Origin of the sequence: Asaia sp. SF2.1 (assembly GCF_000505765.1) — a bacterium.
Classification (GTDB): Bacteria; Pseudomonadota; Alphaproteobacteria; order Acetobacterales; family Acetobacteraceae; genus Asaia; species Asaia bogorensis.
Window position 1 is genome coordinate 38,139 of sequence record NZ_AYXS01000016.1, and the last position, 243, is coordinate 38,381.

The window sequence follows — 243 nt, forward strand, 5'->3', positions numbered from 1 at the left end:
CCGCTCGTATTGGCCCCCGCCGGCGCATAGGGCAGGAGGCGGTGGTCAATCGTATTCGTGTAGAAATGATCCGTGTGATAGATCTGCCCGCTGAGATGCAGATAGCCGTCGCGGCCGAGTTTGGTCCCGCCATCGGCATTGAGCTGGTAGTTCCACCCGCTGCCGGCATAGGCGTTGGCCCCGGTCTGCGCGGCCATATGCAGGCCATGATCCTGCTTCTTGGTGATGATATTCACGACACCC

Annotated in this window: 1 pseudogene; it reads right to left on the reverse strand. The window is 60.9% G+C overall.

The window, feature by feature from the left end:
* Positions 1-243, reverse strand: a pseudogene (locus tag P792_RS38840) (TonB-dependent receptor); the annotation flags it as partial.